The sequence below is a fragment of the Brevundimonas sp. AJA228-03 genome, assembly GCF_017795885.1.
Lineage (GTDB): Bacteria > Pseudomonadota > Alphaproteobacteria > Caulobacterales > Caulobacteraceae > Brevundimonas.
Window position 1 is genome coordinate 2,507,904 of sequence record NZ_CP059297.1, and the last position, 23,682, is coordinate 2,531,585.

Below are 23,682 nucleotides of genomic sequence, written 5' to 3' on the forward strand. Positions count from 1 at the left end.
CCATGCGGATTCTCCCACAGGATCATGCCGCCCTCGACCTGGTCGGGCGGGGCGCGGCGGTCCTGATCGACCGTGCGGTCGCCTGGTCGAACATCAACTCCGGCAGCGACAATCCCGACGGCCTGAACGAAATCCTGGCCCTGCTGGAGGCCGAGGCCGGCCGCCTGCCCGCCGAGGTCGCCCGCATCCCCACCCAGGGCTTTTCCACCGTCGCCGACGACGGCACCGTCCGCTCCCAGGCCCGCGCCGACGCCCTGAAGATCACCGCCCGCCCCGATGCGCCGATCCAGGTCGTCCTGACCGGCCATTATGACACCGTCTACCCGGCCGACAGCGCCTTCCAGACCGTTGTGAGCCGTGCCGACGGGGCCCTGAACGGCCCGGGCATCGCGGACATGAAGGGCGGCATCTCGGTCATGCTCGGGGCCCTGGCCGCCTTCGAAACCCACCCCGATCGCGACGGCGTGGGCTGGACCGTCCTGCTGTCCCCGGACGAGGAGATCGGCTCGCCCGCCTCCGCCCCCCTTCTGGCCGAACTGGGCGCGCGCGGTCATGTCGGCATGACCTACGAACCCGCCCTGGCCGACGGCACCCTGGCGGGGGCGAGGAAGGGCAGCGGCAATTTCCACCTGATCGTCACGGGCAAGGCCGCCCACGCCGGACGCGCCTTCCACGAAGGCGCCAACGCCGTCGCCGGGGCCGCCATCGTCGCCGCCGCCCTTCACGCCCTGAACGGCCGGCGTGAAGGCGTGACGGTCAACGTCGCCCGCATCTCGGGCGGCGGGGCGCTGAACGTCGTCGCCGACAATGCGGTCGTCCGCTTCAACGTCCGCGTCCCGGATGCCCAGGCCGCCGCCTGGATCACCGACGCCATCGCCGAGATCGTCGCCTCGCCCCCGTTCGACGGCCTGACCCTGGACCTGCACGGCGGCATGACCCGCGCGCCCAAGCCGATGGACGCGTCCCAGACCGCCCTGTTCGAGGCGGTGCGCGAGACCGGTGCCCTGCTGGGCCAGACCATCGCCTGGTCGCCCTCGGGCGGCGTCTGCGAGGGCAACAACCTGCACGCCGCCGGCCTGCCCAATATCGACACCCTCGGCGTCCGGGGCGGCCTGATCCATTCGCAGGAAGAGTTCGCCTGGCCCGACAGCTTCGTCGAGCGGGCGCAGCTTTCGACCCTGATGCTGTGCAAGATCGCGTCCGGAGAGATCGACGCGCTGAAGCTGAAGTCGCTGCGGCTCAATCCTCCCCCATCGGGGGAGGTGGCGCGCAGCGCCGGAGGGGGCCCACCACAGACACCGGAGTCCGGGGTTAGCCCCCTCCACCGCGAAGACGCGGTCCCCCTCCCCCAACAGGGGAGGATCACCTGATGCTCGTCATCCGCCCCGCCGGTCCCGCCGACCTGGATCACCTGCTGGAACTGGCCATCCTCTCCGGCCCCGGTTTCACCAGCCTGCCCGAGGACCCGGACCAGCTGGCCGAACGCCTCGACATCAGCCGCGACAGCTTCGCCGGGACCCTGGCCCCCCAGGCCCGGTGGTACACATTGATGATGGAGGAGACCGACACCGGCGACGTGGACGGCATCGCCTCGGTCAAGGCGGCGGTCGGGCTGAACCGGCCCTTCTTCTCGTTCCGGCTCGTGACCAACGCCTCGTCCTCCCCGTCGCTGGACATCAGGCTGGAGCATCAGACGCTGCAGCTGGTCAACGAATGCACCGGCTGGACCGAGGTCGGTTCCCTGTTCCTGAAGGCGGACCGGCGCAAGGGCGGCGCGGGGCGGCTGCTGTCCCAGTCCCGCTACATGCTGATCGGGACCCAGCCCGACCTGTTCGCCGAGACGGTCCTCGCCGAGCTGCGGGGCGTCTTCACCCCCGACGGCGCCTGCCCCTTCTGGGACCATGTGGCGCACAAATTCTTCCCCATGCCGTTCGACCAGGCGGACATGATGACGGGCTCCACCGACAAGCAGTTCATCCTCGACCTCGCCCCGCGCCACCCGATCTACGTCGCGCTGCTGCCCGAGCCGGCCCGCGCCGTGATCGGCAAGGTCCACCCCCAGGGCGTGGCGGCCATGGCCCTGCTGGAAAGCGAGGGCTTTCGCCCCAACGGCCTGATCGACATCTTCGATGCCGGCCCGACCGTCAGCTGTTCCCGCGACCACATCCGCACCGTGCGTGACGCCCGCCGCCTGACGGCTTCTGTGGTCGACGACGTCGAGGCCGAGCTGCCCTCGCTGGTGTCGACCGACAGCGTCGGCGACTTCCGCGCGGTGCGGGGCCGGGCCGCGATCGACGGCGACACCGTGCGCCTGCCCGCCGAGGTGGCGGAGGCCCTGAAAGTCCGCACGGGCGATGTCGTCAGGGTGAAGTCATGACCCCCTCTCCCCGCTCATCCCCGCGAAAGCGGGGACCCAGTGGTCTGGCGGCTCCGACATTGAGAGATCACGCACGTCGGAATCCGACGCCCCGAGCGTCATGAAAGAACTGGGTCCCCGCTTTCGCGGGGATGAGCGGAGTTGTTTGAATGTCCGAGGGACACCTTTATCTGAACGGGGCCTGGACCGAGGGCGCGGGCGACGGCTTCGCCTCTTTCGATCCGGCGACCGAAGCCCGCGTCTGGCGCGGCAACGAGGCCTCGACCCATCAGGTCGGCGCCGCCGTCGAGGCCGCCCGCGCCGCCTTCCCCGACTGGGCCGACCGCCCGCGCACCGAGCGGATCGCGGCCATGAAACGCTATCAGGCCGCGCTCAAGGCCCGCGCCCCCGCCTTCGCCGAAGCCATCTCCAGAGAGACCGGCAAGGCCCTGTGGGAGACCACGGCGGAACTGGGCTCCATGACCGGCAAGGTCGACCTCTCCATCCGCGCCTATGACGAGCGCACCGGCGAGCGCACGGCCGAGACCGCCTTCGGCCACGCCACCCTGCGCCACCGTCCGCACGGCGTCGCAGCGGTGCTGGGCCCGTTCAACTTCCCGGGCCACCTGCCCAACGGCCATATCGTCCCTGCCCTGCTGGCCGGGGATACCGTCGTGTTCAAGCCGTCGGAGGAGACGCCCCACGCCGGTCAGCTGATCACCGAATGCCTTGAGGAAGCCGACCTGCCCGCGGGCGTGTTCAACCTCGTTCAGGGTGGCCGCGACGTCGGGGCCGCCCTGCTGGACCAGCCCATCGACGCCCTGATGTTCACCGGCTCCGGTGCGGCCGGTGCCCATTTCAGGCGCAAGTTCGCCGACGATCCGCACGTCATCCTGGCGCTGGAGCTCGGCGGCAACAATCCGCTGGTCGTCTGGGATGCCGCCGATGCCGAGGCCGTCGCCGGCCTCGTCGTCCAATCCGCTTTCGTCACCACCGGCCAACGCTGCTCGTGCGCGCGCCGCCTGATCGTGCCCGAGGGGGCGTCGGGCGACGCCATCGTCGAGGCTGTCAACAGCCTCGTCGACCGGTTGATTTTCGCCCCCTGGGACGCGACGCCCGAACCCTATGGTGGCCCCCTGATCTCGCAGCGCGCGGCGGAACAGGCGCTGGCGGCCCTGCAGCAGCGGATCGACATAGGTGCCAGGGTGATCCGCGCCTCCGGTCCTGTCGGCAGCCTGCCCAGGGCCTTCGTCAAACCGGCCATCCTCGACGTGACCGGCATCGACGTCCCCGACGAGGAGATGTTCGCCCCCTTCCTGTCCGTCACCCGCGTCCCGACCTTCGAGGCCGCTATCGCCGCCGCCAACGCCACCCGCTATGGCCTGTCCGCCGGCCTCATCAGCGACGACCCCGCCCACTGGGACCATTTCATCCGCCGCATCCGTGCGGGCGTCGTCAACTTCAACCGCCCGACCACCGGCGCCGCCGGCGACATGCCCTTCGGCGGCCTCGGCGCCAGCGGCAACCACCGCCCGTCCGCATACTACGCCGCCGACTACTGCGCCTATCCGGTGGCCAGTTTCGAGGCCGGGGCGGTGAAGAACATCGAGGGCGAGATCAAGGGGTTGAGACAATGACCCTCTCCCGCCGGGAGAGGGGTCTGTGACCGCCCTCGAAGCCAATGCCGACGGCCTGATCGGTCCGACACATTCCTATGCCGGTCTCAGCCCCGGCAACCTCGCCTCCAGCCTGAACAAGGGCGAGGCGTCCAACCCCCGCGCGGCCGTCCTGCAGGGGCTCGACAAGATGAAGCGGCTCGCCGACCTCGGCCTGCCCCAGTTCGTCCTGCCGCCGCACGAGCGCCCCGACATCCCCTTCCTGCGCAGCCTCGGCTTCACCGGCCCGGACACCCGCGTGCTGGAGCAGGCCTGGAAGGATGCCCCGTCCTTCGCCGCCGCCGCCCTGTCCGCCAGTCCCATGTGGGCCGCCAATGCCGCCACCGTGACGCCCAGCGCGGACTCAGCCGACGGCCGCGTCCATTTCACCCCCGCCAACCTGCACACCAATCTGCACCGCAGCCTGGAGCACGCCCAGACGAAGCGGTCGCTGGACGTCCTGTTTCCCGACCCCACCCGCTTCGCCGTCCACGACGCCCTGCCCGCCGTCGCCCATCTGGCCGATGAGGGGGCCGCCAACCATGTCCGCCTGTGCGCCGAGCATGGGTCGCCCGGCGTGAACCTTCTGGTCTGGGGCCGCGACGCCCATCAGGTCTGGGACGGCCCCTTCCCCGCCCGCCAGACGCGTCAGGCCTCCGAGGCCATCGCCCGTCGCCACGCGGCCTCGGGCGCGGTCCTCGCCCAACAGTCCCGCGCCGCCATCGCCGGCGGCACCTTCCACAACGACGTGGTCTGCGTCGGCGCGCTGGACACCCTGTTCCACCACGACCTGGCCTTCGAGGACACCGCCGCCACCCATGCCGCCATCCGGGCGGCGGCCCAAGGCTTCGAGCCGATCTTCGTCGAGGTGTCCTCAGCTGACCTGCCCCTGGCCGACGCCATCTCCAGCTATCTGTTCAACTCCATGCTGGTGCAGATCCCGGGCGAGGATCGCCTGACCCTGATCTGCCCGACCGAGACCCGCGACAACCCCCGCAGCCACGCGGTCGCCCAGTCTCTGACCGCCTCCAACGGCCCCATCGGCCGGGTCGAATACGTCGATGTGCGCCAGTCGATGCGGAACGGCGGCGGCCCGGCCTGCCTGCGCCTGCGCGTCGTCCTGACCGAGGCCGAGCTGGCCGCCACCAACCCCGCCATGCGCCTGACCGACGCCCTGCACGCCCGCCTGTCGGACTGGGCGAACCGCCATTACCGCGACACCCTGGCCCCCGCCGACCTCGCCGACCCGGCCCTGATCGCAGAGACGCGGGGCGCGCTGGACGAACTGACCGGCCTGCTTAAGCTCGGGTCCGGATTCTACCCGTTCCAGCGCCTCTGATCGGACCCGCGATGGCCCCACCTGCGTGCACCCCATGACCCCCGCCCGCCGCCTGAAGAACATCGTCGGCGGCTCGGCCGGCAATCTGGTCGAGTGGTTCGACTGGTTCGCCTATGCGGCCTTCACCGTCTATTTCGCCCCGGTCTTCTTCCCGAAGGGCGAGCCGACCGCCCAGCTGCTGAGCACCGCGGCCATCTTCGCGGTCGGCTTCCTGATGCGGCCGGTCGGGGCCTGGGTCATGGGGGTCTATGCCGACCGCAGGGGGCGCAAGGCCGGCCTGACCCTGTCGGTCAGCCTGATGTGCGCGGGCTCGCTGATCATCGCCTGCACGCCCGGCTATGCCACCATCGGCCTCGCCGCCCCTGCCCTGCTGCTGATCGCCCGCATGATGCAGGGCCTCAGCGTCGGCGGCGAATACGGTTCCAGCGCCACCTATCTGTCCGAGATGGCCACGGCCCGGCACCGCGGTTTCTGGTCCAGCTTCCAGTATGTGACCCTGATCTCGGGCCAGCTGCTGGCCCTGATGCTGCTGATCCTGCTGCAGCGGACCTTGGGCGAGACCGCCCTGTCGGACTGGGCCTGGCGCATCCCCTTCTTCGTCGGCGCGGCCCTGGCAGTCGTGGTCTTCTGGCTGCGCCGGGGCCTGGACGAGACCACCGCCTTCACGGATCCGGGCACCCGCGCCGCGCCGAAATCCAGCGCGCTGGAACTGGTCCTGCGCCATCCGAAGGAGGCGTTGATCGTCATCGGCCTGACGGCCGGCGGGACGCTCGCCTTCTATACCTACACGACCTACCTGCAGAAATTCCTGACCAACACCTCCGGCTTCTCCAAGGCCGAGGCCACCGAGATCAGCGCCGCTGCCCTGTTCCTCTTCATGCTGCTGCAGCCCGCCGTGGGGGCGCTGTCGGACCGGATCGGCCGCAAGCCGGTGATGATCGCCTTCGGGGTCCTGGGCCTGGTCTGCACCGTGCCGATCATGAGCACCCTGGCGGTCACCACCAATGCGCTCGCCGCCTTCGCCCTGAGCCTCGCTGCCCTGGTCATCGTCTCCGGCTACACCGCCATCAATGCGGTGGTGAAGGCCGAGCTGTTCCCCGCCCATATCCGGGCGCTGGGCGTCGCCCTGCCCTATGCCCTCGCCAATGCCGTGTTCGGCGGCACGGCCGAATACGTCGCCCTGTGGTTCAAGCTGGACGGACGCGAGAGCCTGTATTTCTGGTACGTCACCGGCATGATCGGGATTTCACTGATCACCTACGTCCTGATGCGCGACACGAAGACGAAGAGTCTGATCGTCGAGGATTAGGCGCCCGGATGGCTTGTCATCCCCGACGGAGCGAAGCGGAGATCGGGGACGGGACGGTCCCACACCTCCTGACCCTCCCGGACAGCCCGCCCGGGCTGAGCCGGGAGACGGGTGGCGGCGACGCGGGTGTATGACGCCTCGCCGTGGCGTTCATGCGTGGTTCCCGCCATTCTTTCGGTCCCACGCTGTCGCCCGGCTCAGCCCATGCGGGCTGTCCGGGCGTGGCCAGACACGATGGGACTTTCGCCATCCCCGATCTCCGCTTCGCTCCGTCGGGGATGACAAGGGACCGACCCCCGCTGCGCTCCGTCGGGGATGACAAGAGAGCGATCTCCGCTGCGCTCCGTCGGGGATGACAAGAGCGCGATCTCCGCTGCGCTCCGTCGGGGATGACAAGGGACCGACCCCCGCTGCGCTCCGTCGGGGATGACAAGAGAGCGATCTCCGCTTCGCTCCGTCGGGGATGACAAGCCTAACTAGGCTTCCGGCACCGCGGGCGGCGGCGCGACCGGCCCGCCCGCTTCACCCGGGGCTACGGCGGCCTTCGCAGCCTCGTCGCCGTCGGCCAGATAGACCACCCGGCATTCGCCATCGATCGTGGTGTAGCGGCCGTTCGCGGCGTCGACGAAGGCGATGCGCCCGCCGTCGTTGTATTCGACCTTGCCTGTCGAGCGGCCGGCAAAGGTCTCGGTCCCATAGGTCCAGCAGGTGATGTCTGCAGGCTTGTCGCCAAAGGTCGCCGCGTTCCGCGCGCGCCTGGCATCGGTGCAGGCCGCGGCCGACACCGCCAGCCCCGTGACCAGAAGGACGACGAAGGTCTTTCTCACGCCGCGAACCTCCCGCCCTTGGCCGCATAGGCTTGAGTACCCCGCGTGACGACCCGGTCATAGGGCTGGATCGCCGTGATGCCGATGTCGGTCTGCCCCTTCAGCCGGTCGTAGATCGGGCCGAAGTCTTCCAGGGTCGCATCGTTCAGGGCCTCGATCGAGGGGATGACGAAATAGACCTGCTGGAAGTCGTCGATGCGGTAGTCGGTCCGCATGACCCGCTCCAGGTCGAAGGCGATGCGGTTGGGCGATGGATCCTCCAGCGCGAAGACGCTCTCGGACGCCGAGGACACGATGCCCGCGCCATAGATCCGCAGGCCCTCGCCCTGGTCGATCAGGCCGAACTCCACCGTATACCAGTACAGCCGGGCCAGGTTCCTCAGCATGCCCAGGCTCTGCGCCCGCTGCCCGCCCTTGCCATAGGCCTGCATATAGTCGGCGAAGTCCGGGTCGGTCAGCATCGGCACATGGCCGAAGACATCGTGGAAGATGTCCGGTTCCTGCAGGTAATCCAGCTGGTCGGCCTTGCGGATGAACTGCCCCGACGGGAACCGCCGGTTGGCCAGGTGGTCGAAGAACACCTCGTCGGGCACCAGTCCGGGCACGCAGACCACGGTCCAGCCGGTCAGGGCCTTCAGCTTCGGATTCATCAGGGCGAAATCGGGGATGCCGCCGGTGTTCAGGTCCAGCGCGCTCAGCCCCTTCATGAAGGCACCGGCGGCCCGCCCGGGCAGAATCTCCATCTGCCGCGCGTACAGGGTGTCCCAGGTGTCGTGCTCGACCTGGGTATAGGCCCGCCAGTTCTGGCTGATCGTCCAGTCGGCGGCCGCGCCCTCCGGCGGGCTTTGAAAGACGTGTTCGAAATCGGCCATGGCGAAACTCCCTGCCCCCAATCTAGAGGCCACCCGCCCGCCCTCCAAGCGTCAATGAATGGGCTGGGCCCTCGGCGCATGGTGTCCCGCCTCGTCGATGGTGAACCACCGGGCGCGGTCGTCGGCGTTCATCGGGGCGATGTCGGGGTCGGGCTCCAGCACCGCCTCGGCGGCATAGACCAGAAAGCCGGTGTCCTCGCCCATGGCCAGGACGCGATAGAAGGGCTGGTCGCGATAATCCGGGCCGGGCTCGCTGGCGGGTCCGGCATAGACGCCGTCGACGTCGACCACGAGCCCGCGAAACGATTCCTCGCGGTGACGTACGATCTGGCCGAGGCCGAATTTGGCAGTCAGGGACCGGGTCATGACCCTTCTGTACGACAGCCGGCCTGAGCGGGACGCTGTCAGATCCGTTCATCCTGGCGTCAGATAGGCTTGGCACGGACGATCAACGCGCATTAGGCTGACCGGGACAGGCGCCCGTCCCGGTTGCGCCCAGGTGAAAGTTCGGCCCATGCCGGCACCCGACGGCGCGCCACGACGGCGCGACGAACGGTCCCGGGTCCAGCGGGCGTCGAACGGGGATGCGTCGGCTCGCGACGGCCCCGTCTATGGCGCGCTTGATCTGGGGACCAACAACTGCCGTCTGCTGATCGCGCGCCCGGCGCGGGACGGCTTCCGCGTGGTCGACAGCTTCAGCCGGATCGTGCGCCTGGGCGAAGGTCTGTCGCGCACCGGTCGTCTGGACGAGGCGGCCATGGACCGCGCCTATGAGGCCGTGGCCCAGTGCGCCGAACGGGTGATCCGGCGCGGCGTCGACACCAGCCGGCTGATCGCGGTCGCCACCCAGGCCTGTCGTCAGGCCGAGAACGGAGCCGCCTTCGTGGAGCGGGTGCGCAAGGGCACCGGGCTGAAGCTCCGCATCATCGATCCGGTCGAGGAGGCCCGCCTGTCGGTCGAGGGCTGTCTGAACCTGTTCGACCCGGCGGCAGAGGCCGTTCTGGTCATCGACGTCGGCGGTGGCTCGACCGAGCTGTCCTGGCTGCGCAAGTCGGGCACCGAGATGAAGACGGTTGCCTGGCTGTCCGTGCCGCTGGGGGTCGTCACCCTGGCCGAGCGCCATCCCGAGCCGGAGGGCTCGGGTCAGGCCTGGTATGAGGCCATGGTGGCCGACATGTCCGCAGCCCTGGCCGCCGACGGATTCGACGATCCGGAGTTCCGGCGCCTGTATGAGGGCGGCCAGGGCCACCTCGTCGGAACCTCCGGCGCGATCACGTCCCTCGCGGGCGTGCACCTGAACCTGCCCCGCTATCAGCGCGACCGGGTCGACGGCCTGTGGATGACGCGGGCCGAGTGCGACGCGGCGGCCGACCGGCTGAAGGCCATGGGGCCCGGGGGGCGGGCGGCCGAATCCTGCATCGGGCCCGACCGCGCCGACCTGGTGCTGGCGGGCGCCGCGATCCTGGATGCCGTCCAGCGGGCCTGGCCGAGCGAGCGTGTCCGCGTCGCCGATCGCGGCCTGCGCGAGGGCCTGCTGCTGCAGCAGATGCGTCAGGCCAGACGGCCCGTACGGCGGCGGCGCGGACGCGGCCGGGGACGGCCTCAGACGGCGGGCGCCGCCGGGCCCGAGACCTGAACGGGCAGGTCCACGTCGCAGATCGAGAAATCCGCACCGCGCACCATCCGCACGCTCTCGATCAGGGTGAGGAAGGCCGCCGACGACGTCGCCATCACCTGGACCACCGGCCGCTGGTCGACCGGCAGGTCAGACGCCACGCGGACACGGATCATCCGGTCGGGATCGGCCGTCACCATGCCGTTTTCGCCGTCACCCACCTTGATAGCCCTCACGATGTCCAGGCCGGACACCACCCGGCCCCAGACGGAGTAGCGCTTGTCCAGCGCCGGATAGGGCTGGCGCATCAGGAAGAACTGGCTGTTGGCGCTGTCGTTCGCCTCGTCGCGCGCCATGCCCGCCACGCCGGGGCAATAGGTGCCCCAGCCGTGGACCTTGCCGTCGGCCGTCGTGGCCATCAGGGCGTCGGGCTGGGTCTGGACCGGCAGGCTGTTCAGGAATCCCAGCGGCGCGCCGGCCGGGGCCGCGACCATGGCGAAGGGCATGTCCGGCCCGCGCCGGAAGGTGAATTCCGCCTTCAGGTCGGGATAGGGGCTCTGGCCATCCCCGGTGCCGAGCGGATCCCCGGTCTGGGCCATGAAGGCGTCGATCACGCGGTGGAAGACGATGCCGTCGAAGAAGGCGCGCCGGGCCAGCAGCCGCATCCGCTCGACATGCAGGGGCGCAATCTCCGGCGTCATCTCGACCAAGATCCGGCCCCTGTTCGTGTCGATGACCAGCAGGTTTTCGGCCGGCACGGTGCGCCAGTCGCTGGCGACGGCCATGGACGGTTCGGTGGCCGTCGTCCCCATGTCCTGCGCCGAAGCGACGGGGGCGCAGGCCAGCAGGGTCAGGGCCAGAACGGACAGTCGGATCATGGAGCGATCACCTCGGTCACGGGCTGGACGTCGCAAACGTTGAAGGTCGCGCCTTTCGCGGCGCGCGCCTCGGCCACATGGGCCTGGAAGGCGGCGGAGCGCGGGTCCTGAATCCGCACCGTCGGACGTTCCGCCTCCGACAGGGCGGAGGCGGTGCGGACACGGGTCATGATGTCGGGGTTGTCGGTGACCTTGCCGTCCTCGGCTTCCGGTCCCGGCTTCAGGCGCGAGATGACATCCAGCCCCGACACGACACGTCCGAAGATCGTGTAATTGCCGTTCAGGGTGTCGTTGCGGCCCATCATCAGGAAGAACTGGCTGTTGGCGCTGTCGGGGCTACCGGCCCGGGCCATGCCCACCACCCCGGCGCAGAACAGACCCGTCGCCGGGGTCTTGAAGTCGGACGTCACCATCATCTGGGCATCCGGCTGGGTCACGACCGGGATCGCATGGATGAAGCCGACCAGGCCCGTGCCGCCGCCCTCGACCGGGGCGAAACCGGCATCCCGGCCGCGCCGAAAGCTGAACTCTCCCGCGATATCCGGCAGCTCCGACCCGCCCGCCCCGGTCCCCAGGGGATCGCCGGTCTGGGCCATGAAGCCCGTCAGCACGCGGTGGAACGTCAGGCTGTCGTAGAACCCCTGATCGGCCAGGGTGCGGACGCGGACGACATGGTTGGGGGCCACCAGCGGATCCAGCTCGACCAGGATCCGCCCCCTGGACGTGTCGATGACCAGCAGGTTCTCGGGCGCGACCGTCCGCCAGTCCGTGGCGGCGGGCGCGGGGCCCGTTTGCGCCGAAGCGACGGCGGGCATCAGGACCGACAGGGCGGCGGCGAAGGCGAAAGGCGTGAGCTTCAAGCGAGGCATCCCGGGGTTAGCGTTTGACCCGCTCGCGCACAGCTGCGGCGACGGCGGGGCTGACGAAGCTGTCGATGTCACCATCCAGCCGGGCGATCTCCTTGACCAGCCGCGAGGCGATCGCCTGGTGGCGCGGATCGGCCATCAGGAACACGGTCTCGATGTCGGCATTGAGGCGCTGGTTCATGGCCGTCATCTGGAATTCGTACTCGAAATCCGCCACGGCGCGCAGGCCCCGCACGATGACATTGGCGTTCAGCCGCTCGGCGAAATGCATCAACAGGGTCGAGAACGGCTGGACATCGATGTCGCCTCCCAGGCCCGCGACCTCGGCCCGCACCATCTCGACGCGCTCGGCGGTGCTGAACAGCGGCCCCTTGTCGTCGTTCTGGGCCACGCCGATGACCAGCCGGTCCACCAGCTTCACGGCCCGGCCGATGATGTCGAGATGCCCGTTGGTGACGGGATCGAAGGTGCCCGGATAGAGACCGATGCGCATGGCGATATGTTCTCCCCGGACGCGAGTGATCTAGCATCCGCCGACCGACGCGGTCCAGATGTTCGGGGCCTCAGCCCAGCGGCCGTACCCGGTTGACGTGGCCCATCTTGCGGCCCGGCCGGGCGTCGGTCTTGCCATACAGATGCAGCCGCTGATCGGCGCGCGCGACCACGCGGGACCACTGATTCACCTCGTCGCCGAGCAGATTGGTCATTTCGACCCGCGCATGGGCTGCCGTCGGCCCCAGAGGCCAGCCCGCGATGGCGCGGATATGCTGCTCGAACTGGTCGCAGACGCAGCCGTCCTGGGTCCAGTGCCCGGTGTTGTGCACACGCGGCGCGATCTCGTTGACCAGAAGCTTGCCGTCCCCCAGATCGAACAGCTCGATGCCGATCACCCCGACATAGGCCAGCCCGTCCAGAACGGCCGCTGCGATCGCCCGGGCGCGCCGCTCCGTCTTCCTGTCGAGCCCGGCCGGGGCCTGGGTGGTCCGCAGGACGCCGCCCGAATGCCGGTTCTCGCCCGGCGGATAGACCGCGACCGACCCGTCCCGGCCGCGCGCGGCGATGATCGAAAGCTCGCGGATGAACGGTGCCCTGGCCTCCAGGATGGCGGGGCGTCCACCCAGCGACGCCAGCGCGGCCTCGGCCTGTTTCGCCGACTTGATCCAGACCTGACCCTTGCCGTCATAGCCGTCGCGGCGGGTTTTCAGCAGCGCGGGCAGGCCCAGCGTCTCCAGCCCGGCCTTCAGGTCGTCCAGACCCTCGACGGCGACGAAGCCGACCGTCGATGCGCCTACGGCGTTCAGAAAGGTCTTCTCGTCCACCCGGTCCTGGGCCACGGCCAGCGCCGTCGGTCCCGGCGCCACCAGGGCCCCGGCCTCCGCCAGCCGCTCGACCGAACTGGCCGGGACGTTCTCGAACTCGAAGGTCACCACGTCGCAGACCCGGCCGAACACGCCCAGCGCCGTCGGGTCGTCATAGGCGGCGACGATCTGGCCGCGCGAGACCCGCCCCGCCGGACTGTTCTCCTCCGGGTCCAGGATGACGACATCGAAGCCCAGCCGCGAGGCCGCCTGCGACAGCATCCGGCCCAGCTGGCCACCGCCGAGGATCCCGAGCGTCGATCCCGGGGCCAGGGGAGAAGGATCGGACACGGCGCTCAATCAGTCCTCGACCGTCTCGTGCACAGCCTCGGTCTGGGCCGCCAGAAAGGCCTCCAGCCGACCGGCAAGGTTCCCATCGGACAGGGCCAGGATCTGCGCCGCCAGAATGCCCGCGTTCTTCGCCCCCGCCTCGCCGATGGCCAGGGTGGCCACGGGGACGCCGCCCGGCATCTGGACGATGGAGAGCAGGCTATCGAGCCCCTTCAGCACCCTGGACTCCACCGGCACGCCCAGCACCGGCAGGGGCGTCATCGCGGCCGCCATGCCCGGCAGGTGCGCGGCCCCGCCCGCGCCCGCGATGATGACCTTGAACCCCGCTGCCCGGGCCGTGGTCGCGAAGTCGTAAAGGCGTGCGGGCGTCCGGTGCGCGGAGATCACCCGCGCGTCCCAGGCCACGCCCAGCCGATCCAGCGCGTCGGCCGCGTGTTTCATCGTCGGCCAGTCCGAGCGGCTGCCCATGATGATCGCCACCGGCGCGGTCGTCGTCGTCATGGTCGATGAAGCCCCCGGCTGCGAAAGCGGCCGGTTACAGCACGCACGTTGCGCCCGCAACTGACGGCGTTAGCCTAGGGCCGTGCCTCATTCGTCTGAGTCGCGCGCCCCCGGAGCCTTCGCCCCTCGTGACCGACGCCGCCGACATCGACAGCGGGCTTGATCCCCAGGCCGAGATCGCCCGTCTGCGTGCCGAGGTCGAGGCCCTGCGGGCCCGCGCCGAAGCGGCCGAGGCCGCGGCCGACTACGACGTCCTGACCCCCGTCCTGAACCGGCGCGGCTTCGTCGCGGCCATGCAGCGGACCATGGCCTACTGCAGCCGCTACAATGTGCCCGCCGTCCTGCTGTACCTCGACCTCGACGGCTTCAAGGGGGTCAACGACAGTCTGGGTCACGCCGCGGGCGACGCCGCCCTGGTCCGCGTGGCCGGGCTGCTGCTGGACAATGTGCGTGCCACCGATGCCGTCGGACGGCTGGGCGGCGACGAGTTCGGCCTGCTGCTGCTGAACGCCGGTATCGACGAAGGCCGCGAGAAGGCGGCCGGGCTGAAGGCGGCGCTGGAAGAGGCCGACTTCCGCTACGACGACCGGCCCGCCCCCCTCGCCGGCTCCTTCGGCGTCCGGGCTTTCGCCGGCCAGACCGACGTCGAGACCTGGCTGGCCGAAGCCGATGCGGCCATGTGGGTCAGAAAACGGGGGCGATAGTCCCTGTTTTTCAGATGATTAAGTGCGTTTCTGAAAGCTTGCGGCCAAGATCGCCCGGGCGTCAGAAATGGACTCAGAAAAACCGGGTGCAACGCGTACAATTGTATAGATTTCAATGACCTGGATGAGTTTCTCTGGACTCAGAGAGTCCAACGAACTCAGGCGATGATATCGGGCAGAATCCGGCTTTCGATCTTCACGATCTCGTCGCGCAGCGACAGCTTCTTGCGCTTCAGCCGGGCAATCAGCAGCTGGTCGGGGATCGGCATGTGCGACAGAGCCTCGATCGAGGCGTCGAGGTCGGAATGCTCCAGCCGCAGCGCCTTGACCTGGGCATGCAGCGCCAGTTCTTCCTCGGTCAGAAACGGTTGGTCGTCGTTCATCGGATACCCTGCGCGCGGCGGCTTATAGCGCTTCGTCGGTCACGCCGGAAGTCGTTCGGCGAGCGCGATCAGCGCCGGGCGCGGCACGACCCGGCTCCAGGCCCTGGCCACCGCCACCAGACCCTCGATCGCCGGCCGCGGCGGACCCTCCGCCGTCGGTGCCAGCGCCTCGAGTCCGGCCAGCAGATGCCGCTCGGCCGCCAGTTCGACCGCCTTGACCTGATCCCGCAGCGCCTCTCGCGCCGTATCGTCGATGTCCGGCACCGGCCGCTTGAGGGTCCGCCGCACGGCCCGCAGCGGCGTCACCGCGACCCGGTCCCACGCCCGCGCGGCATCGCAGGCCGCCTCGACCGTGTCCTCGTCCAGCGCCCGGCCCGTGCGCGCCGCCCAGGCCGCCCACAGCAGCAGCGGCACATTCTGCCCGTTCACATCCTGAAGGCCGAGGCACGTCTCGGACACGCCCGACGCGCGATAGGCGGTCAGTGCCCAGGCCCAGAGCTCTGCACGCGATTGAACGTCAATCATTTTTCCGCTCATCCCCGCGAAAGCGGGGACCCAGTGCTGAAGTGAGGCAGGGCGTCGGGGATCGAGGGCGTCGCTCGCTCGAAATCATCCAGCTCCAAAGGACTGGATCCCCGCTTTCGCGGGGATGAGCGGAAGATCGGGATCCCGTCACGCCGGACCCTTCAGCCCGTCCCAGCGCCGCACCGGTTCCCAGTCCAGCCCGAACAGGTCCAGCGCCCGCCCGACCGACTGGTCCACGATGTCGGCGATGCTCTCGGGGCGCGCATAGAAGGCCGGCAGCGGCGGCGCGATGATCGCCCCCATCTCGGTCAGGGCCGTCATGGTCCGCAGGTGACCCAGGTGGAACGGCGTCTCGCGCACCATCAGCACCAGAGGGCGGCGCTCCTTCAGCACCACGTCCGCCGCCCGTGTCAGCAGGGTCGACGTCACACCCGTGGCGATCTCGCTCATCGTCCTTACCGAACACGGGGCCACGATCATGCCCAGCGTCCGGAACGAGCCCGAGGCGATGGTCGCGCCGACGTCGTTCAGCCTGTGAAGCACGCTCGCCTTCGCCGTCAGTTCGTCGGGCGTCAGATCGGTTTCCTGCGACAATGTCAGCAGGGCCGCGCGCGTCACCACCAGATGGCTCTCGACACCCAGTTCGTTCAGCGCATCCAGCACCCGCGCGCCATAGATCACGCCCGATGCGCCCGAAATGCCGACCACCAGTCGGCTCGGCGGGTTCCGTACGGCTCCGTTCACATCATGGTCCATATTGGGGGTCAGGCTGATCGGTGCCCGGAGGATTTTAACGGTCCATTTACGTCACCGAACCGTGATTTCACAGACCGCCAATCCGGGCGCTCACTGTGTGGTCCCTTAGACATGGAGGCGCAAGCCATGACCATCGAAGCTCGTATCCGCGAACTGGGAAACCGTCACCGCCAGCTGGATGAGACCATCCAGCGGGAGTTCAGTCGACCGGCCGTGGATGAGTTGCAGGTCAGGGAGCTGAAACGAAGAAAGCTCCGACTGAAGGAAGAAATCACCAGTCTGGAGGCCAGGGCAGGCTAGCCCCGGGTCTCCGTCAGAAAACCGAACGGCCCCGGATCGCTCCGGGGCCGTTTTCTCATGTCGTCATCCTCCGGCGAGCGCAGCGAGACGGGGGATGACGAAGGCTGTGTTGCCTTAGCCGTTCGAAACATGCCGGGCGTGGAAGGCCTTGCGCCATGCCTCGAACCGGCCGTGGGCGATGGCGTCGCGCATCGCCGCCGTCAGGGCCTGATAGAAGGCGATGTTGTGCCAGCTCAGCAGGGTCTTGCCGAGGATCTCGTCGGCCCGGATCAGGTGATGCAGATAGGCTTTCGAATAGCCGGACGAGGCGATGCAATCGATCGAGGGATCCAGCGGCGTGCGGTCCTCGGCGAAGCGGGCATTCTTCAGATTGATCGGCCCGTCCCAGGTCCAGGCCTGACCGTGGCGGCCCGCCCGCGTCGGCAGGACGCAGTCGAACATGTCCACCCCGCGCCAGACCGCCTCGACCAGATCGACCGGCTTGCCGACCCCCATCAGATAGCGCGGCCGGTCGGCGGGCAGCATGTCGGGCGCATAGTCCAGCACCTCGCACATGGCCTGGTGCCCCTCCCCCACCGCCAGGCCACCGATGGCATAGCCGTCGAAGCCGATCTCGATCAGCCGCTCGGACGATTCGCGCCGCAGGGCTTCGAAGGTCGATCCCTGCTGGATGCCGAACAGACCCTGCGTCTCCCGCGTCCCGAACGCGACCCTTGATCGCGCCCCCCAGCGCGCCGACAGTTCCATGGCCGCCCGCGCGCGGGCTTCCTCGGCCGGCCAGGCGACGCATTCGTCCAGCTGCATGGAGATGTCGGCCCCGATCCGGTCGGCCTGGATCTGGATCGACCGCTCCGGCGACAGGACGTGTTTCGATCCGTCGATGTGGCTGGAGAAGGTCACCGCCTCCTCCTTCACCTTCGATATCCCGGCCAGGGACATGACCTGGAACCCGCCCGAATCCGTCAGGATCGGCTTGTCCCAGCCCATGAAGGCGTGCAGCCCGCCCAGCCGCTCCATCCGCTCGGGCCCCGGGCGCAGCATCAGATGATAGGTGTTGCCCAGAATGATGTCGGCCCCCGTCGCCTTCACCTGATCCACGCTCATCGCCTTGACCGTCGCGGCCGTGCCCACGGGCATGAAGGCGGGTGTGCGGATGTCGCCGCGCGGCGTCGTCAGCACCCCGGTCCGGGCGCGCCCTTCGGTCGCAGTCAGGGTGAAGGGAAAAGGCACGGCGGCGGCTCCGGGAAAGGCAGGGCCTATAGGCCGGGGGCGGTGGCGTGGGAAGCGTGCAGCCCCTCCAACCTCCGTGCACCCCGGCGAATATGGCGGACAGGCACAGAAGCTCGGAAAGAATCATTTTATTTCAGAGAGTTAGCGATGCACTCGCCCGCCTTGACCTTCCGTGCCCCCGCCTATAGGTTCCGCGCCGAATTCAGACCCCGTCCTGGCTTGCCGGGACGCTGAGCCACAACCCATGTCCCTACCGACGGAATCGCGCGAAGAGGCGATCAAACGCCTCAACGCTCAGGCCGACTCGCTCAAGGCAAGGGCAACGCCGGCACCGACGCAGTACGGCGAAGCCGCTGCGGGCTACGGGTATCGCATCATGGCCGAGATGATCGGCGGGGTGCTTGTGGGTCTGGGACTGGGCTGGGGGTTCGACGCGTTTGTCGGGTCCCGGCCATGGGGAACTATCGTCGGGACCCTCTTGGGCTTCGGCGTTTCGATCTGGCTGGCGGTGCATTCCGCCAAAAAGCTCAGCGCTCGCGCTCTGTCGGAGTTTGGCCCGCCCCGGGACCTTCCCGATGAGCCGGACGAAGGCGACGACCAACGCTGACCGCACGCCGCAGGGCGTTCGGAACCTTGACTAAGGAGACACATCGGCATGGCCGATCCGATGCATCAGTTCCAGGTCCAGAAGGTTCTGGACATCCCCCCGGTATCCGTACCGGGTCTGGGTCTGATCGACCTGTCGCTGACCAATTCGACGGTTGCGATGATGGTTGCCGCCACACTCATCGTGCTGTTCTTCGCGGCCGTGACGGCTTCGCCGAAAGTCGTACCGGGACGCCTGCAGGTCGTCGGCGAGGGTATGTTCAGCTTCATCGACGACCTCTCGACCGGTATCATCGGTCACGAGGGGCGCGCTTTCTTCCCCTATGTGTTCACGCTCTTCATCTTCCTGCTGGCCATGAACATGCTGGGCATGTTCACGGTCTTCACAGCGACAGCCCAACTGGCGGTGGCCCTGACGTTTGCCGCCATGACATTTGTGATGGTCATCATCGTCGGCTTCGTGAAGAGCGGCTGGGGCTTCTTCAAGCTGTTCGCCCCTTCCGGTGTGCCCTGGTACATGCTGCTTTTCGTTACGCCGATCGAGATCATCTCCTTCTTCCTTCGCCCGGTGACGCTATCGCTCCGACTGTTCGGCAACATGCTGGGCGGTCACGTGGCGATGAAGGTCTTCGCCGGCTTCATCGTCTCCCTGGCTGCGTTGGCCGCCTCGGGCGGGATCGCCTACCTGGCCTATGTGGCAGCCGTGCTGGCGTTTGGTGGCGTGCTGGCCCTGACGGCGCTGGAGTTCCTCGTCGCCTTCTTGCAAGCGTTCGTGTTCGCGGTACTCACCTGCGTTTACTTGAACGACGCGGTCCACGCCGACCACCACTAATCACCCCTTCACCCACCCCTCTTCACTCGAAGACTTCTCTCAAGGACGGACTAAAATGGACGCTGAAGCAGCAAAATACATCGGTGCGGGCCTCGCCACCCTGGGCATGATCGGTGCCGGCATCGGCGTGGGCACGATCTTTTCGGGCTTCCTGCAAGGTGCACTGCGCAACCCTTCGGCCGCCGGTGGGCAGTTCACCAACCTGGTCCTGGGCTTCGCCCTGACCGAAGCCCTGGGCATCCTGGCCTTCGTGCTCGGCTTGCTGATCCTCTTCAGCTGATACCTCCCCTGTTGCGCGGGCGGCGGCGGTTGGAAAACCGGACGCCGCCCGTGACAAATTCACTCGCCCACCGGATTGATCATGGCTGTGCATCCCAGCGACGCCCCTCCCATTCATGACGTCACGACGGGGTCGGCCGAGGCCGCTCACGCCGCGGATACCCACGCGACCGGGACAGAGGCCGAACACGCCTCGGGCGGGCTGCCGCAGTTCGAGTTCCAGTGGTGGGCGGGCCAGATCGTCTGGCTGCTGATCATCTTCGCGGTCCTTTATGTCTTGCTGTCCAGGATCTTCCTTCCGCGTCTGCGGGCCGTGAAGGACGAGCGAGCCGCGACCATTTCAACGGCCGTCGAAGCCGCTCGCCAGGTTCAGGTCGAGGCCGCTGGCCAGGCCGAAATCGCCAAGGCCGAGGTCGCCAAGGCTCGCGCCGACGCCCGCGCCGCCTCCGTCGCCGCCAGGGCGCGCGTGACCGAAGACGCCAACCGCCGCGCCGCCGAGGAAGAGGCCGTCGTCAACGCCCGCATCGCCGAGGCCGAGGCCGCCATCGGCAAGACCCGCGACGCCGCCATGTCCAACGTCGCCGCCATCGCCGCCGATACCGCCTCGGCCATCGTTGAGCGCCTGACCGGTGTGGCTCCGACCGCCGCCGATGCCACTGCCGCCGTCAAGGGAGCCACCTGATATGCCCGCTTTTTTCGACGGTGAGTTCTGGAACCTGTCCAACCCTGAGTTCTGGGTCGGTGCCGGCCTCGTGGTGTTCTTCGGCATCCTGATCCTCGTCAAGGTCCCGGCCATGATCGCAGCCCAGCTCGATGGTGCTGCCCAGAAGATCCAGTCCGAGCTGGACGAGGCCCAGCGCCTGCGCACCGAGGCCGAGGCCCTGCTGGCCCAGATCCGTGCCGAAAAGGCCGCCGCCGACATCCAGGCCCGCGAGATGCTCGCCGCCGCCGAGGCCGATGCCCGCATCATGGAGGCCGAGGCCAGGGTCCGGCTTGAAGAAACCCTGGCCCGCCGTCAGGCCCTGGCCGAACGCCGCATCGCCGCCGCCGAAGCCCAGGCCTCCGCCGACGTCAAGGCCGCCGCGGCCGAGATCGCCGCAGAGGCCGCCGAGACCATCCTCGCCGCCCGCCTCGCGACCCAGAAGACCGACCCTCTCCTCGACGCCGCCATCGGCCAGATCGGCACGCGGTTGAACTAGGCGCTGGGGCGTCTCCATTTCGGACACCTTGTCATCCCGGCTGTAGCGTAGCGAAGCGCCGGGACGTTGGCCATCGAGGCGGAACCCCTCCCGGAAATCGCGCCAGCGATTGTCCGGGAGATCGAGGATTCACTGCCCCCGCCCCGCCCCTACGTCCGCTTCTGACGCACCCCCATGCCAGGCTCCCGCCCATGAGCCAGCCCTACCGCAAACGATCGCCCGAGACCTGGACCGCCGCCCGGGACGCCTGGCTCGGCGGCCTGACCGCAGAGGAGGTCTGCGTCCGGTTTGACCTGGGTGAATCCGCCTTCCACAAGCGGGCGCGGGCGGAGGGCTGGCGGCGGGTGGATCAGGCGGATCCCGAACCCGAAGACCTCCCCACGGACGACGACCTGCCCGACATCGACGACGAGGCCCTGGCCGCCCTCGCCTTTCGCCGGATGAGCGTGGAGGCGCGACGCGGTCGGCTGAACCGGGCCCTGGCCTGGGGCCGGCTGCGCGACATGGCCCTGCGTCAGGTGTCCGACCGCGCCCGGCTGGAGGCCCGGGTCGCCCGGGCCGCGTCGCGCGCGTCGATCGACACCCTCAACGAGATCAACGCCACGGCCCGCTCAATCGTCCAGTCGGCCCGCCTCGTCGGCGCGGTCGCCGACACGGGTACCCACTCGCCGTCGTCGTCGAAAGTACAGGAAGTACAGGAAGTCCACCCTGTTCCGCCGCTCTCCCGCGCCGAACGCCGCCGCCAGGCCGCCCGGGCCCGCAAGACCGGCCCGCCGTGAGGCCGGGGGCCCATCACATCGAGCTTCACCTTGTCATCCCGGCCGAAGCGAAGCGATTATCCAAACTCGATATAGGCACCTTGAAACGAGTCCCCTTGTCATCCCGGAAATCGCGCCAGCGATTATCCGGGACGGAAGACGCCCTCCTTCGACCTCCCGGAAGACGCGAAGCGGCTGTCCGGGAGACGGGGAGTGCGGTCAGACTGTCTCCCGGACAATCGCTGCCGCGATTTCCGGGAGGTTTGATGTCACGGCCGAACGTCCCGGCTCTTCGCTTCGCTACGGCCGGGATGACAAGCTTGGCGCTCCGTCGGGGATGACAAGGGAGCGATCTCCGCTTCGCTACGCGAGGCGCTGCAAGTCTCTGGACTGGCATGAAATAGCCGCGGCAGAACCGCACCCTCACCATACCTCCCTCGCCGGGCAGCCCGGCGGGATCGCTGACTATTGACAAGTTGACGCGCGCACGGGAGCGTCAGAAGCGTGGCGCTCTCGTGCGTGCGGCCTTGAAATTCCTGCAGTCGTCGAACGCGTCGGGAGATACAGGTGGGGAAAATCCTGGCGGCATTGGGGTGCCTTCTGGCACTTCTTGGTTCGGCCTGTGCCACGGTGCCGAGCGCAAAGCTCGGCGACGTCACCTTTGCCAATTCCGGCGCGGCCGAGGCGCAGGCGCCCTTCCTGCGTGGCCTCGCACTGCTGCATAACTTCGAATACGAGCAGGCTGCAGAGGCCTTCCAGGAGGCTCAGAAGGCCGACCCGGGGTTCGCCATGGCCTACTGGGGCGAGGCCATGACCTATAATCACGCGGTCTGGATGGAGCAGGATACGACCGCCGCTCGCGCCGTCCTCGAGCGGCTGGCCCCCACGCGAGACGCCCGGGCCGGGTTTGCCCGGACTCCGCGCGAGGCCGGCTATCTCGCGGCCATAGAAACCCTCTATGGCGACGGTCCCAAGGAGGTCCGCGATGACCTCTACGCAGCCGCGATGGAGAAGCTCCATACGGACTTTCCAACCGATGTCGATGCGACCGCCTTCTATGCCCTGTCCTTGCTGGGCACGGCGCATGAGGGGCGCGACTTTGCGACCTATATGCGTGCGGCGGCGCTCCTGGAGGCGGAGTTCCCGACGCACGTGCATCACCCGGGCGTGCTGCACTATCTGATCCATTCCTATGACGACCCGGTTCATGCGCCCCTGGGGCTTCGGGCCGCGCGTCTCTACGGTGCCGTCGCACCCGAGGCCCCGCACGCCCTGCACATGACCTCCCACATCTTCATTGCGCTGGGCATGTGGGACGAGGTGATCGAGGCCAATATCAATGCGACGCGCGCGGAGAACGCCCGCGAGATCGCTCAGGGTCAGCCGGCCGCCGCCTGCTTCCATTACGAGGAGTGGCTCGTCTACGGCCACCTGCAGAAGGGCGATGTGCCGCGGGCCGACGACCGGATCGCGGCCTGTTGGCAGACGACCCGGACCATATCTGAGATGCGCCCCCAGCGGCCCCGTTTCTACCAGGCCGCGGTGCAATCCTACTCCGATATGCTGGTTCGCCGGGCGGTCGAGACCGGCGAATGGTCGTCCGATCTGGCGACACGGCTGGACGACGACGCACTCCTGGAGACCCGGATCAACCTGGCCTATGGCGAAGCCCTGACAGCGGTGGCCGACCCGGCGCGGATGCAGGCAGTCGCGGGCCGCCTGCATGATCTGGTGACGCAGCTGGAGAGACGCCCGGCCACGCCTGGTTCCGAAGCGCAACAGGCCCAGGTTCTCAGACTTTACAAGGTGATGGATGAGGAGATCGCGGCTCTCGCCCTGATCGCCAGGGGCGATGCAGACGGCGGCCTGGCCGCCTTGAGGCTGGCCGCTGAGCATGAGCTGGCGGTACCGCAGGATTTCGGCCCGCCGGCCATTCCCAAGCCGACCCTTGAGCTCCTCGGCGATCTTCTGTTGGCTTCGGGACGTCCCGTGGAAGCGGAGGATGCCTACCGCCGGGCGCTGGCGCGGACGCCGGGTCGCAGGATGACCATGCTCGGTCTGGCCCGCGCCCAGGCCGCCGCCGCCCATCCATCCGCCGAGGCTTCATCCCTGCCGCAGACTGACAACGCCCCGACGACCGAAGCGCACCACCATTAGGGCCTGTGCCGTTCCATCGAGGCCCGGGGAGATACGACCTGAACGTCGTATCCTCCCCACGCGCCTTGGCCCGATGATGATCCACA

At 68.6% G+C, this 23,682-nt stretch carries 27 protein-coding genes; 15 read left to right on the plus strand and 12 right to left on the minus strand.

Features of this window, described 5'->3' with window-relative positions; translation table 11 throughout:
• The first annotated feature begins 2 nt into the window (after positions 1-2).
• The 5 genes from HZ989_RS12590 (at position 3) to HZ989_RS12610 (ending at position 6,659) form a co-directional block, all read left to right on the plus strand.
• Entirely contained in the window at positions 3-1,370 is a 1,368-nt protein-coding gene (locus tag HZ989_RS12590) for a hydrolase (protein WP_245162366.1), read from the plus strand.
• A complete protein-coding gene (locus HZ989_RS12595) occupies positions 1,370-2,377 on the plus strand; it encodes an arginine N-succinyltransferase (protein WP_209321150.1) in 1,008 nt (335 codons plus the stop codon). The genes HZ989_RS12590 and HZ989_RS12595 overlap by 1 nt, the downstream gene beginning before the upstream one ends.
• A 149-nt stretch (positions 2,378-2,526) precedes the next feature.
• Positions 2,527-3,993, plus strand: coding sequence for a succinylglutamate-semialdehyde dehydrogenase (astD, locus tag HZ989_RS12600; RefSeq protein ID WP_209321151.1), 1,467 nt, complete (start codon positions 2,527-2,529; stop codon positions 3,991-3,993).
• A gap of 25 nt (positions 3,994-4,018) precedes the next feature.
• Positions 4,019-5,350, plus strand: coding sequence for an N-succinylarginine dihydrolase (astB, locus tag HZ989_RS12605; RefSeq protein ID WP_209321152.1), 1,332 nt, complete (start codon positions 4,019-4,021; stop codon positions 5,348-5,350).
• Positions 5,351-5,384: 34 nt separating this feature from the next.
• On the plus strand, positions 5,385-6,659 hold the full coding sequence (locus HZ989_RS12610; RefSeq protein ID WP_209321153.1) for an MFS transporter: 1,275 nt from the start codon (positions 5,385-5,387) through the stop codon (positions 6,657-6,659).
• A 476-nt stretch (positions 6,660-7,135) separates the two neighbouring features.
• Here HZ989_RS12610 and HZ989_RS12615 read toward each other — a convergent pair whose 3' ends face one another.
• The 3 genes from HZ989_RS12615 to hspQ are packed head-to-tail and all read right to left on the minus strand — an operon-like array spanning position 7,136 to position 8,724.
• A complete protein-coding gene (locus HZ989_RS12615) occupies positions 7,136-7,486 on the minus strand; it encodes a hypothetical protein (protein WP_245162367.1) in 351 nt (116 codons plus the stop codon).
• Entirely contained in the window at positions 7,483-8,358 is an 876-nt protein-coding gene (gene phhA, locus HZ989_RS12620) for a phenylalanine 4-monooxygenase (RefSeq protein ID WP_209321154.1), read from the minus strand. The genes HZ989_RS12615 and phhA overlap by 4 nt, the downstream gene beginning before the upstream one ends.
• A gap of 51 nt (positions 8,359-8,409) precedes the next feature.
• Positions 8,410-8,724, minus strand: coding sequence for a heat shock protein HspQ (hspQ, locus tag HZ989_RS12625; protein WP_209321155.1), 315 nt, complete (start codon positions 8,722-8,724; stop codon positions 8,410-8,412).
• A gap of 148 nt (positions 8,725-8,872) precedes the next feature.
• On the opposite strand from hspQ, the gene HZ989_RS12630 reads away from it, so the two are divergent.
• Positions 8,873-9,994, plus strand: coding sequence for a Ppx/GppA phosphatase family protein (locus HZ989_RS12630; protein ID WP_209321156.1), 1,122 nt, complete (start codon positions 8,873-8,875; stop codon positions 9,992-9,994).
• On the opposite strand, the gene HZ989_RS12635 is transcribed toward HZ989_RS12630, so the two are convergent.
• The 5 genes from HZ989_RS12635 to purE form a co-directional block, all read right to left on the minus strand.
• Positions 9,961-10,851 carry a peptidylprolyl isomerase gene (locus tag HZ989_RS12635; protein WP_209321157.1) on the minus strand — a complete coding sequence of 297 codons (891 nt, stop codon included), beginning with the start codon at positions 10,849-10,851 and terminating at the stop codon, positions 9,961-9,963. The genes HZ989_RS12630 and HZ989_RS12635 overlap by 34 nt on opposite strands.
• Positions 10,848-11,720, minus strand: coding sequence for a peptidylprolyl isomerase (locus tag HZ989_RS12640; RefSeq protein WP_371812954.1), 873 nt, complete (start codon positions 11,718-11,720; stop codon positions 10,848-10,850). The genes HZ989_RS12635 and HZ989_RS12640 overlap by 4 nt, the downstream gene beginning before the upstream one ends.
• Before the next feature lie 7 nt (positions 11,721-11,727).
• Complete coding sequence (gene coaD / locus HZ989_RS12645) at positions 11,728-12,210, minus strand: pantetheine-phosphate adenylyltransferase (protein ID WP_209321159.1); 483 nt, start codon at positions 12,208-12,210, stop codon at positions 11,728-11,730.
• Positions 12,211-12,280: 70 nt separating this feature from the next.
• Positions 12,281-13,297 (minus strand): 5-(carboxyamino)imidazole ribonucleotide synthase, encoded by a 1,017-nt coding sequence (locus HZ989_RS12650; RefSeq protein ID WP_245162536.1) that lies wholly within the window; start codon positions 13,295-13,297, stop codon positions 12,281-12,283.
• A 78-nt stretch (positions 13,298-13,375) separates the two neighbouring features.
• Complete coding sequence (purE, locus tag HZ989_RS12655) at positions 13,376-13,867, minus strand: 5-(carboxyamino)imidazole ribonucleotide mutase (protein WP_209321161.1); 492 nt, start codon at positions 13,865-13,867, stop codon at positions 13,376-13,378.
• A gap of 128 nt (positions 13,868-13,995) precedes the next feature.
• Between purE and HZ989_RS12660 the strand changes: the two genes are divergently transcribed.
• Complete coding sequence (locus tag HZ989_RS12660; RefSeq protein WP_305852208.1) at positions 13,996-14,571, plus strand: GGDEF domain-containing protein; 576 nt, start codon at positions 13,996-13,998, stop codon at positions 14,569-14,571.
• Between the two features lie 158 nt (positions 14,572-14,729).
• Here HZ989_RS12660 and HZ989_RS12665 read toward each other — a convergent pair whose 3' ends face one another.
• From HZ989_RS12665 to HZ989_RS12675, 3 genes are all read right to left on the minus strand, one after another.
• A complete protein-coding gene (locus HZ989_RS12665; RefSeq protein ID WP_209321163.1) occupies positions 14,730-14,954 on the minus strand; it encodes a YdcH family protein in 225 nt (74 codons plus the stop codon).
• A 39-nt stretch (positions 14,955-14,993) separates the two neighbouring features.
• Positions 14,994-15,479: a TIGR02444 family protein gene (locus HZ989_RS12670; RefSeq protein ID WP_209321164.1), complete on the minus strand. Its 486-nt coding sequence runs from the start codon at positions 15,477-15,479 to the stop codon at positions 14,994-14,996.
• Positions 15,480-15,626: 147 nt separating this feature from the next.
• Entirely contained in the window at positions 15,627-16,235 is a 609-nt protein-coding gene (locus HZ989_RS12675) for a UbiX family flavin prenyltransferase (RefSeq protein WP_209321165.1), read from the minus strand.
• Positions 16,236-16,361: 126 nt separating this feature from the next.
• On the opposite strand from HZ989_RS12675, the gene HZ989_RS12680 reads away from it, so the two are divergent.
• Positions 16,362-16,535 (plus strand): YdcH family protein, encoded by a 174-nt coding sequence (locus HZ989_RS12680; RefSeq protein WP_209321166.1) that lies wholly within the window; start codon positions 16,362-16,364, stop codon positions 16,533-16,535.
• Between the two features lie 114 nt (positions 16,536-16,649).
• Here HZ989_RS12680 and tgt read toward each other — a convergent pair whose 3' ends face one another.
• Positions 16,650-17,765: a tRNA guanosine(34) transglycosylase Tgt gene (gene tgt / locus HZ989_RS12685; protein ID WP_209321167.1), complete on the minus strand. Its 1,116-nt coding sequence runs from the start codon at positions 17,763-17,765 to the stop codon at positions 16,650-16,652.
• 244 nt (positions 17,766-18,009) lie between these two features.
• Between tgt and HZ989_RS12690 the strand changes: the two genes are divergently transcribed.
• The 7 genes from HZ989_RS12690 (at position 18,010) to HZ989_RS12720 (ending at position 23,596) form a co-directional block, all read left to right on the plus strand.
• Positions 18,010-18,372 (plus strand): AtpZ/AtpI family protein, encoded by a 363-nt coding sequence (locus HZ989_RS12690; protein WP_209321168.1) that lies wholly within the window; start codon positions 18,010-18,012, stop codon positions 18,370-18,372.
• A gap of 48 nt (positions 18,373-18,420) precedes the next feature.
• Positions 18,421-19,203, plus strand: coding sequence for a F0F1 ATP synthase subunit A (locus HZ989_RS12695; protein ID WP_209321169.1), 783 nt, complete (start codon positions 18,421-18,423; stop codon positions 19,201-19,203).
• 55 nt (positions 19,204-19,258) lie between these two features.
• A complete protein-coding gene (locus tag HZ989_RS12700; RefSeq protein WP_209321170.1) occupies positions 19,259-19,483 on the plus strand; it encodes a F0F1 ATP synthase subunit C in 225 nt (74 codons plus the stop codon).
• Positions 19,484-19,564: 81 nt separating this feature from the next.
• Positions 19,565-20,164, plus strand: coding sequence for a hypothetical protein (locus tag HZ989_RS12705; RefSeq protein ID WP_209321171.1), 600 nt, complete (start codon positions 19,565-19,567; stop codon positions 20,162-20,164).
• 1 nt (position 20,165) lies between these two features.
• On the plus strand, positions 20,166-20,681 hold the full coding sequence (locus tag HZ989_RS12710) for a F0F1 ATP synthase subunit B (protein WP_209321172.1): 516 nt from the start codon (positions 20,166-20,168) through the stop codon (positions 20,679-20,681).
• A 191-nt stretch (positions 20,682-20,872) separates the two neighbouring features.
• Complete coding sequence (locus HZ989_RS12715) at positions 20,873-21,460, plus strand: hypothetical protein (protein ID WP_209321173.1); 588 nt, start codon at positions 20,873-20,875, stop codon at positions 21,458-21,460.
• Positions 21,461-22,006: 546 nt separating this feature from the next.
• Positions 22,007-23,596 carry a hypothetical protein gene (locus HZ989_RS12720; protein WP_209321174.1) on the plus strand — a complete coding sequence of 530 codons (1,590 nt, stop codon included), beginning with the start codon at positions 22,007-22,009 and terminating at the stop codon, positions 23,594-23,596.
• Positions 23,597-23,682: the final 86 nt, after the last annotated feature.